Consider the following 10,079-nt stretch of genomic DNA (forward strand, 5'->3'; position numbering starts at 1 on the left):
AAATAAGCAAGAAAAACAGTAAAAAAAGGCAAAAATCCCATAATTTAAAAAAAATCTCCATAAAAATACAATTTTTAAAAAAAAAATAAAAAAATTAATTAAAAAAAGCAGGTTAATAGAAAATCTCTATAATATATAATTTAAAGTATATAAACATTTAGAATTAAATTGCCTTAACAATAGATTTTATAGAGTAAGATTAAATAAAAGGTTTAAGATCAAATTAAGAAGATAAAATACCTTTTAATAATTTTGTTGAAAAATATAAATATACTAAATTGTCATGACAATATTATCTATTTTTCGATATTTTTAGTTCTGTCAAATTTGCCTCCTGAATTGATGAAGTAATACTTTTAATTGAATTTATAGTAACTTTTTTAATTATGATATCTATGAACTTTTCACAGCATTTTTTATTTCTATTTTTATTATTGGTTTTAAGTATGCTAATGTTCTATACAGCTTAAATAGTTTTTGCTGGATTTTTATTGTGTTTTTAAGAATTTATTCTCTATTTGATTACTTGTACGTTTAATAAAACTTTTTAAAAGCTATAAAATAAGAAATATTTGGTATTATTTGGTATTGTTTGGTATTATAGGGTATTATAGAGAATTATACTAAAAATTTAATGAAGATTGATATGAACCGTCTATTTTAATAAATTTCTCTGCTCTACTTGTAACAACTCCAATTTTTTTTAGTTGTTCAATATTTTTGAATTTTTGCTTTTTTCTAATCTTTAAAATCTTTTTTGCTGAAATTAAACCTATTCCAGGAACTCTAATTAATTCTTTATAACTTGCAGAGTTAATATCTACTGGAAAAATATCCATCTCTAATGCAGAGGCATATTTAGGGTCTTCTTCTATTAAAATTCCTTCTTTATTAAAAATTAATTCATTTAACTTGAAATTATACTGTGAAATTAGAGCATCAGCTTGATAAAGACGATTTGATCTTTTATTATCACAATTTTCATGGTTTTCAAATTCAGTCCCTGCTACAGATTCAAAAGGACTGTAGTAAGACCTTTTTAAGTTTATTTTTTTATATAACTCATTGACAGAACTTAGAACCTCTTCATCACTTTCATTGTTTGCTCCAATAATATATTGTGTTGTGGAGCCTGCAGGGGCTAGATTTCTATTTCTTTTTGATAAATTATTTATCCATTTAAACCTTCTTATAATGTCTTTTTGAAGATTTTTATTTGGAGAAATTTCATTTAAGCCAGATTCAGTTCCAGACTCAATATTAATACTTACTCTGTCAGCTAAACTCATTGCTCTTTTTATGGAATCTTTAGATGCTCCTGGAATTATTTTAAGGTGAATATAATCTTGATATCCATAATTTTTTCTTAAAAGTCTTATTGTTTCTATTAAATTTTCCATTGTTTCATCTACACTTTTAACTATTCCAGAACTTAAAAATAAGCCATTAACATAATCATTATTATAATAATTTAAAAAAGTATTAGCTATTTCTTCTGGTTTTAGTTCTAAACGTGTAAAATTTCTTTTTGATTGATTTACACAATATTTGCAATTATTCATACACTTATTTGTCATTAATACTTTAAATAGTGGAATTTTACAGCCATTTGATGTGGCTTGATAAATTCCAGGTAAGTTTGGACTTGATTCCTTAGTTGGTGCAACATAATCACATAAGTCGTACTGTGCATAATCACAAAGAACTTGCATTTTTTTCAAAGTATTCATTATTTAATATTATGTTATTCAATGGCTATATTTTTTTTGTTTTTATTATTTCAATTTTTAAAAACATGATATGTGAGTGTAAGAATATCTACAAATAAATTATATCATAAAAATCAATTTCCTAAGCTGAACTTCAATTTTTTATAATTTTTTTAATAAAGTAATTTCTAACAAAATATAAATATCTTATAATTAGAAATATAATTATTAGATTTAATATTAAGTATAGGTTTAATATAAGCATAGATTTAATGCAAGTATTAGAATTTAATAAAATTTAAATTTTAGAAAAATTAAATATGATTTATTTTAAATAATTATGATTTAATAAAATAATAAAGTTTATAATAAGATTTTTAAATAAAATAGTGAAAAAATGAATGGTATTTATTATTACTTAATAGCTTTTATTTTAATTTGGGCTTTTGCATTGATTTTTAGGAAGTTTTTAAATAAATTTGGAGTTAAGTTAAGCTTCCCAATGTTAATGTGGAGAACTAATAGATTTAATAAGTTTATAGACAAGTTAGCGAATATTTCTCCTAAGTTTTGGAAGTGGTACATGAATATTGGGGTTGTTGTATCTTTTATTGGAATGATTTTGATTTGTTATATGTTAATTGTTTCTTTAAATACCCTAACAACAGCTCCTTCAGTTTCTTTAGTTCTTCCAGGAGTTGAAGTTCCAGGGTCTCCTATTTTCATACCCTTTGCATCTGGGATTTTTGCTATGGCTTGTTTAATTATTGTGCATGAGTTTGGACATGGAATAATAGCTAGAGTTTCTAAAATCGATATTAAATCTGTTGGATTATTTTTATTAGCTATTTTACCAGGTGCTTTTGTTGAGCCTGATGATGAAGAAATAGAAAAATTAGATAAGCCTGCTAAAATGAGAATTTTTGCTGCAGGATCAATTGGAAACTTATCTTTTGCTTTAATTTGTATTTTAGTATTATCGTTTATAGGTTCAGTAGCCATTCCAGCTAATTTTCACGAAGAAGGAGTTTTAATTCACAATGTTGCTGAAAATTCTCCTTCAAGTAATATCTTAAAAGACAACATGCTTATTAAAGAAATCAATGGAAAGGATATTAATACTGCTGAAGACTTTACAAATACGCTAAAAACATTAAAACCAAATGATGAAGCTATTATTTCAACGAATCAAGGGGTTTTTCATGTTAATCTATCTTCTAATCCTGCTAATCCTTCAATAGGATTTTTAGGTGTGTTTATTCAATCTAAATTATCTGTAAATAAAGATGTTTCTAATATTTGGGGAAATTCAATACCTTGGATATGGTTTTATTTAACAGAAATTTTTTACTGGTTACTATTATTAAATATTTCTGTTGGACTCTTTAATTTGCTTCCTATTCGCGGTTTAGATGGAGGTCATCTATTACGATCATTATTAGAGTTTAAATTACCAAAAACATTTGTAAACCCTATTATGAATATTTTATCCTCTGTTTTTATTGTAATTATTGTTTTTTCACTTATTTATAGTTTAATTTCTGGATTTGTTTAGTGTGATTACTAAAATAAGATATTTAACAATAATTTATTTAAGATTTTAAATAATTATTTAATTTTTAATATTTTTAAATAATTTTTTATTCTTATTTTTTTAATTTTATTCTTATTTTTTTGTTTTTATTATAAGTTATAACTTATAACTTTTTGTTTTAAAAAAATAATTCTTAGGAACCACATTTGATTTTTGCAGTTCTTAAGAATCTTATTTAAATTAATTTAATTAAAGTCAATTTAAATAATATTTAAAAATATCTGGATAGTAATCCTTCAAGGACTTTAGCATGACGAGCTTCGTCTTTTGAACTTTCATTAAAGAAATCTGCTGGATCTTCAATTCCTTCAGCAACAGCTTTTTCTGAAGCAGCTTTCTTTTCTTTATTAGCCGCTTGTTCGCCTGCGAGCATATATTCAATATTTTCTTTTAAGGTTGGTTTTATAACACCGTTCATTTCAGCAAATCTTGCTGCATGTTCAGCTTCTTCCCATGCTAATCTTTTTAATACTTCTGCTATTTCGCCAAAACCTTCTCTTGAAGCTTGTCTAGACATTGCTAAATAGATTCCTACTTCTGCAGTTTCGCCTTTAAAGTTATTTGCAACTTCAGTTTCTAATTCTGTACCTTTTGTAACACCAATTGAATGAATATTCATTTTCACACCAAATCCTATTAGTTTATATAATATATTTATTTATATTTCTTATAATCTATTATAAGTTCATATTCTATGTAACTTATATATTTATAACTTGTAATATTTATATTTTTTTATTAGTAAAATATTTTAAGGATAAAAATTACTTCTAGTATCTATCCATAGTTGAGAAAAAGATTATTATATTTTTTTACTTATTTATTTTTTTAGCTATTAATATTAATTAAGGATAAAAACTCTCAATAGTCTTTATCCTGGAAATAAAATTTTAAAAAGAGAAATCAATGATTTCTCTAGATTATATAAAACAAAAGTTCATCAAATTTATTTTATAGAATATTTGCTATTTGAGAATTAAATTTTTCTTAAATAGTTTATTTTTAAATTTTATAATTTTTTAGCTTCTTGGACAAGCTTTTGACCTAATTCAAAAGCATCAACTTTTTGTTCTTCATTAGGAAGATATAAAATTTCGTCTTCTGCTATGACATTAAAACCATATTCATTTAATTTTTCAGCTATGTACTTAGAAGCTCCACCTTGACCGCCCATGGAACCAAATGCAATTGCTGGTCTAGTGATACCAGTTCTTCCGAACTTAAGACCTTTTAAGTATAATAACAAGTCTCCAACACTTGGGAATGGCTCATCATAAACTGTAGGTGCTCCAAGAGCTATTGCCTTACTGTCTAATATACTTTTAACTATTTCACTTCTTTCATCTTCATGTAAGAAGAAGACTTCTACATCGTAACCTTCAGCTATTACTCCTTCAGCTATTTCATGTGCTAAAGTTTGGGTAGATCCATGCATTGTGTCGTATATAACAGTAACTTTGTCTTTTACTTGACCAGTTGCCCATTCTTGGTATGCTCCAATTACTTTCATTGGATCAGTCCAAATTTGACCGTGGGAAGGAGCAATCATTTTGATTTTTTCAAGTAAACCTAAACTAATAACTTCTTCGAATTTTTTAAGTACTAATTTGGATAATGGGGTAATTAAGTTTGCATAAAACTTCTTAGTTCCATCTAAAAGAACATGCTCAGGGATTTCATGATCAAATCTTTTGTTGAAACATAAATGTTGACCAAATGCATCGTTAGGGAATAGGATTCCATCTTCAACGAGTAATGTGAACATACTGTCTGGCCAATGTAATAAAAATGCATCTAAAAATGCTAAAGTTTTTCCACCAAGATCTAATGCATCTCCAGTTCCAACTACTTCAAAGTTAGCTCCTTCTAAAGATGGGTAATGATTTATTAATCCATCAACAGCTATTTTACTAGCATAAATAGGTGCTTGTGGGAATTTTTTGTGTAAATCTGGTAGGACTCCACTATGATCTTTTTCAATGTGATTTTGTATAATAACATCTACTTTTACTTCTTTACCTTCTTGTTCAAATGCATCGTTAACACGTGCAAATAATTCTTCGGTTTTACCTGGATATGCATTATCAATTAATGCAGTTTTATCGTTTCCAAATACTAAATATGCATTGTAGGTTGTACCATCTAATGTGTATCCATGATAAGATCTTAAATCCCAATCAAGAACACCAATCCAATATACACCTTCACCAATTTTTTGAGCTTTTGCTTTCATTTTATCGACTTCCATTTATATTTTAATTTATTTAAATATTTATTTTAATATTATATTTAAATAGTTATTATCTTTATATATTTCGAGCAAAATAATTTTTTTAATAGATGATTTTCTCTCATTATTTTGTTCGGCTTTTAAAAATATTGTTCGTATATTAAGGAACATATTTTTCTATTATTAACCTAGTCATTTATCATATATAAATGTTTTGAAAATAATTTTTTAAAATTCAATATATTAAAATTGATTATTTTTTATTATTATTTTCTATAATTTTTTTTATTTTCTATTAAAATATTTTTTATTTTTTATAATTTTTTTTATTCTATTCTATTTAAAAATTACTCTTCTATTCTTGTTTTTAGTAAATAAATATGTAAACTAACAAGGATTCCTATTACTATTAAAACAATAGTAATCATTAATTTATTTGTAAATATCATAGATAAAATAAGCATAAACCATAAAAATACAAGGCTTTTAATTTTAACATCTTTTGGAATTCCAATTTTTTCTTTATAATTTTTTATGTAGCTAGCAAAGTATTTATTCCTCATTATCCACTTTTCAGCCCTTTCAGAGCTTTTTCCATAAAAAAGAGCAGCAACAATAACAAATGGAGTACTTGGTAAAACAGGCACAAAAATGCCTACTGTTCCAATACTTAGAAAAATAGTTCCAAAACTAAAATAAAATAGTTTTTTGATTTTCATTGTATCATTGTATGTTTATTTCAAAATAATAAGAATAAATTTTTAAAAAGTAAAGATAGATAGTGTTTAATATTTTTATAAAATGATTTTAAATAGCTTAAATATAATATTTTAATAAAATAAATGGAAATAAAGAATTAAACATGTTTAAAATACCTATTAATCAACTATTGAATAAATTATAAATCAAAAAAAAATTTAAAAAAATAAAGTCTAATAATAAAAGAATTAACTTGATTAAATAGATGATCAATTAGATAAATAATCAATTTAATAAACAAATCAATTAAATAAATAATCAATTTAATAAACAAATCAATTTAATAACTAAATCATTCTAATAAATTTAGTATTCAGGCTTTAGTAGCTTCTTTTCTTTCTTCAGGACTTAATTTTGAAAGTTTTTCCACTTTGTCTATGTTTAGACCAAGGGCATTAGCAACAGCTATTCCATATTCTGGTTCAGCTTTATAGAAAAGAGCTGTTTGTCTATATTGGATTCTTTCTTGAGCATTGCCAAGATGAACTTTGAGATTGTATACTAAATGCTCTTTGTCCTCATCAGACAATACTCTTCTCCAAAATTCACCAGTTTGGACAAAGTCAACATCTTCAACTGGACGTGTATGTTTGTCAATTACTCCTTGAATTTCAAAAGCTGGAGGTTTAAATGATATATCTTGTTCCGGACCATTTTGAGAGTTTGGATAATAGTTTGGACCAGATCCTCCATTATCACCTACATTCATAGGCCCATCTCTTTGATAGTTATTTACTTCTGCATTTTTCGCTTGGTTAATAGGAATTTGGTGATGATTTGGACCTAGTCTATGTCTTTGAGTGTCTTCATAAGCAAACAATCTTCCTTGTAATAGTCTATCTGGTGAAGGACCAATTCCTGGAACAAAGTTAGAAGGTGCAAAAGCAACTTGTTCTACTTCAGCAAAGTAGTTTTCAGGATTTTTATTTAAAACTAATTTTCCAAGTGGAATCAATGGGTAATCTTCATGATACCAAACTTTTGTTACATCAAATGGATCAAATTTATATTCTAAAGCCTCTTCTGGAGTCATAAGTTGAATATAAACATCCCATTCTGGATAGTTTCCTTCTTCAATGGCTTCAAATAAATCTTCAGTAGCATGGTCTGGATTTTCACCACACAACTTTTGTGCTTCATCATTAGTTAAATTTTTAATTCCTTGACGAGTTTTAAAATGATATTTAACCCAAACATATTCTTCTTTTTCATTGTACCACAGATAGGTATGGCTTGAGAAACAATGCATATGTCTGTAGTTTAATGGAGTACATCTGTCAGTAAATAAGAAAGTAGCTTGATGTATGGATTCAGGACTTAATGATAAAAAGTCCCAAAACATGTCAGCATCAGCTAAATTTGTTTCAGGGTGTCTTTTTTGAGTATGGACAAAATCTGGGAATTTTATAGCATCTCTTATGAAAAAAATTGGAATATTATTTCCAACAATATCATAGTTTCCTTCTTCAGTATAAAACTTAAAAGCAGTTCCTCTTGGATCTCTTTTAGCATCAGCAGAACCTCTTTCTCCTCCAACTGTAGAAAATCTTACAAAAACTTCTGTTTTTTTACCCACTTCTTCTAAAAATTTTGCTCTTGTATATTTAGAGAGATCGTTTGTTACTTCAAAGTAACCATGTGCTCCAGCCCCTTTTGCATGAACAACACGCTCAGGTATTCTTTCTCTGTCAAAATGGGCTAATTTTTCTATTAATTCTGTGTCTTGTAAAATTGTACGGCTTGAACCTTCACCAGTAGTTGTTGATGCTTGGTCATTAGCTATGGGTATTCCTTTATTTGTAGTTAACTTTTTAGACATTTATTTCCCTCTATTTTTTATTTACACTTATAAATCCTATTACAAAATTAAATTTATATAATATAATAAAAATATAATATTTATAATTATTTATATAAGTTATATTTATTTTTTAAGATAGTTCTTTCTTAATGAACAATTTTTAAAAATCTTATAAAAACTTATTAACAATTATTACCATATAAGCTATTAGTGAATTTGAAATAAATTTATTTTTTTTAAGCTATATTTTCATTTTAGCTTAAAATTTTACTAAGTTATATTATTTATTTTAAATTACAAATTTATTTTTAAACTTTTTATTATTATTTAAAAAAATTAAAAATTTTTTACTAATGAGTTCAATGCTAACTAAAAGAATTATTCCTTGTCTTGACTGCGACTTACAGGTGCCAGAAGGTAGAGTTGTTAAAGGCATAGAATTCAAACAAATAAAATATGCTGGAGAACCTGCTGAGCTTGCAAAAAAATACTATGAAGATGGAGCAGACGAAATTATATTCTTAGATATTACTGCCTCTCATGAAAGACGTGGAACAATGGCTCATGTTATTGAAAACGTTACAGAAGAGGTATTCATACCTATATGTGTAGGTGGAGGAATAAGAAAAGTAGAAGATTATGTTAACATGCTTAAATCTGGAGCAGATAAATGTTCTACCAACACTGCAGCTATTCATAACCCTAATCTTATAAATGAAGCATCAGATGTGGTAGGCTCACAAGCTTGTGTTATTGGAATTGATGCAAAAAGAAGGTATGTTGAAAATCTAAGTGATGCCCCTGACAAAAATGTAGTGGAAAGTGATAAAGGATACTGTTGGTTTGACTGTAGTATCTATGGAGGACGTGAATTTACAGGTATAGATGCAATAGCTTGGGCTCAAGAATGTGAAAAAAGAGGTGCAGGAGAAATTCTTCTAACCTCTATGGATAGAGATGGAACAAAAGAAGGATATGATATTGCTCTAACAAAAGCTATTAACGAAGCAGTGGACATTCCAATAATAGCTTCAGGAGGAGGAGGAGATCCTGAAGACTTTTATCAAGTATTTAAAAAAACTGATGTTAATGCTGCATTAGCTGCAAGTATTTTTCATTTTAATGAATATCCTGTTCCTAAAGTTAAGGATTATTTAAACAAAAAAGGAATTAATATAAGAAATTAAATTAATATAAGAAATTAAGTTAAAATACAAGAAATTAAATTAAATAATCTTTAAATTCCTAAACATAAAAAAGGATGTGTTTTTATGAGTAATACCCACAAACCTAAAAATGAAAACCATAGTAATTTAAATAAAAAAATTGACAATGGATTAGAAGAATATCCTGATGATGATTTAGCTAATGCTTTAGAATTCATACAAATTACACAGAATTTAGAAAAACTTAGTGAAGAATTAGTTGAAGGCAATGAAAATTATTTTACTAAAGATATTTCAAAATATACAGTAAATATAGGAATGTTATTAACTGAAGTTTATTTAAATCTCCCAAAAAATGGAATAACCGATAAAAAATATATTTCATTTCTTTATAAAACTAATGATACCTTAATTGTACTTTCTAATAAATTTAAAAACGATTTATTAAACCATAAAGACAACAATGATTTATTATTTGATTTTTATAAAAAATCAATTGAGGAAGATAATAAAAGCAAAAAAATAGTTTTAGATGGTCTAAATATGTTAATAGAATTTTTAGAAGATTCAAAAGAAGGTGTTCCTAATACTATTTATAATATAGACTTTGCAGAATCGAATTATAAAGGTGAAGATCCTATATTTTCTAAATTAAAAGATGAATTAAATAATGTTTTACGGATTTTTGAACTTTCCCAAAAAATAATTAAAGAAATAATTAATAAATAAAATTTAATTTATTTTATTTTATATACTCTTATAATAATTTTATAATAATTTTATTAGTTTTTTTTTTTTTTTTTTTTTTTTAAATGTTTGG

The 10,079-nt window shown here is 25.8% G+C and carries 8 protein-coding genes; 3 read left to right on the forward strand and 5 right to left on the reverse strand.

Annotation, left to right across the window (positions count from 1 at the left end; translation table 11 throughout):
* Window positions 1–623: 623 nt before the first annotated feature.
* Window positions 624–1,730 (reverse strand): helix-hairpin-helix domain-containing protein, encoded by a 1,107-nt coding sequence (locus MBCUR_RS09080; protein ID WP_067092589.1) that lies wholly within the window; start codon window positions 1,728–1,730, stop codon window positions 624–626.
* Window positions 1,731–2,106: 376 nt separating this feature from the next.
* Here MBCUR_RS09080 and MBCUR_RS09085 point away from each other — a divergent pair, with 376 nt between their 5' ends.
* Window positions 2,107–3,264, forward strand: coding sequence for a site-2 protease family protein (locus tag MBCUR_RS09085; protein WP_067092590.1), 1,158 nt, complete (start codon window positions 2,107–2,109; stop codon window positions 3,262–3,264).
* A 250-nt stretch (window positions 3,265–3,514) separates the two neighbouring features.
* Here MBCUR_RS09085 and MBCUR_RS09090 read toward each other — a convergent pair whose 3' ends face one another.
* From MBCUR_RS09090 to MBCUR_RS09105, 4 genes are all read right to left on the reverse strand, one after another.
* Window positions 3,515–3,922: a ferritin-like domain-containing protein gene (locus MBCUR_RS09090; RefSeq protein ID WP_067092591.1), complete on the reverse strand. Its 408-nt coding sequence runs from the start codon at window positions 3,920–3,922 to the stop codon at window positions 3,515–3,517.
* Window positions 3,923–4,312: 390 nt separating this feature from the next.
* Complete coding sequence (locus MBCUR_RS09095; RefSeq protein WP_067092592.1) at window positions 4,313–5,536, reverse strand: FprA family A-type flavoprotein; 1,224 nt, start codon at window positions 5,534–5,536, stop codon at window positions 4,313–4,315.
* A gap of 344 nt (window positions 5,537–5,880) precedes the next feature.
* A complete protein-coding gene (locus MBCUR_RS09100) occupies window positions 5,881–6,252 on the reverse strand; it encodes a YbaN family protein (protein ID WP_067092593.1) in 372 nt (123 codons plus the stop codon).
* A gap of 353 nt (window positions 6,253–6,605) precedes the next feature.
* Window positions 6,606–8,111, reverse strand: coding sequence for a catalase (locus MBCUR_RS09105; RefSeq protein WP_067092594.1), 1,506 nt, complete (start codon window positions 8,109–8,111; stop codon window positions 6,606–6,608).
* Between the two features lie 344 nt (window positions 8,112–8,455).
* Here MBCUR_RS09105 and hisF point away from each other — a divergent pair, with 344 nt between their 5' ends.
* Together hisF and MBCUR_RS09115 are read left to right on the forward strand one after the other, a co-directional pair.
* The gene (hisF, locus tag MBCUR_RS09110; RefSeq protein ID WP_067092595.1) at window positions 8,456–9,280 is read left to right on the forward strand and encodes an imidazole glycerol phosphate synthase subunit HisF; all 825 of its coding nucleotides are present in this window, start codon (window positions 8,456–8,458) and stop codon (window positions 9,278–9,280) included.
* An 84-nt stretch (window positions 9,281–9,364) separates the two neighbouring features.
* Complete coding sequence (locus MBCUR_RS09115; RefSeq protein ID WP_067092596.1) at window positions 9,365–9,988, forward strand: hypothetical protein; 624 nt, start codon at window positions 9,365–9,367, stop codon at window positions 9,986–9,988.
* Window positions 9,989–10,079: the final 91 nt, after the last annotated feature.

The organism is Methanobrevibacter curvatus, from assembly GCF_001639295.1.
Taxonomy (GTDB): domain Archaea; phylum Methanobacteriota; class Methanobacteria; order Methanobacteriales; family Methanobacteriaceae; genus Methanoflexus; species Methanoflexus curvatus.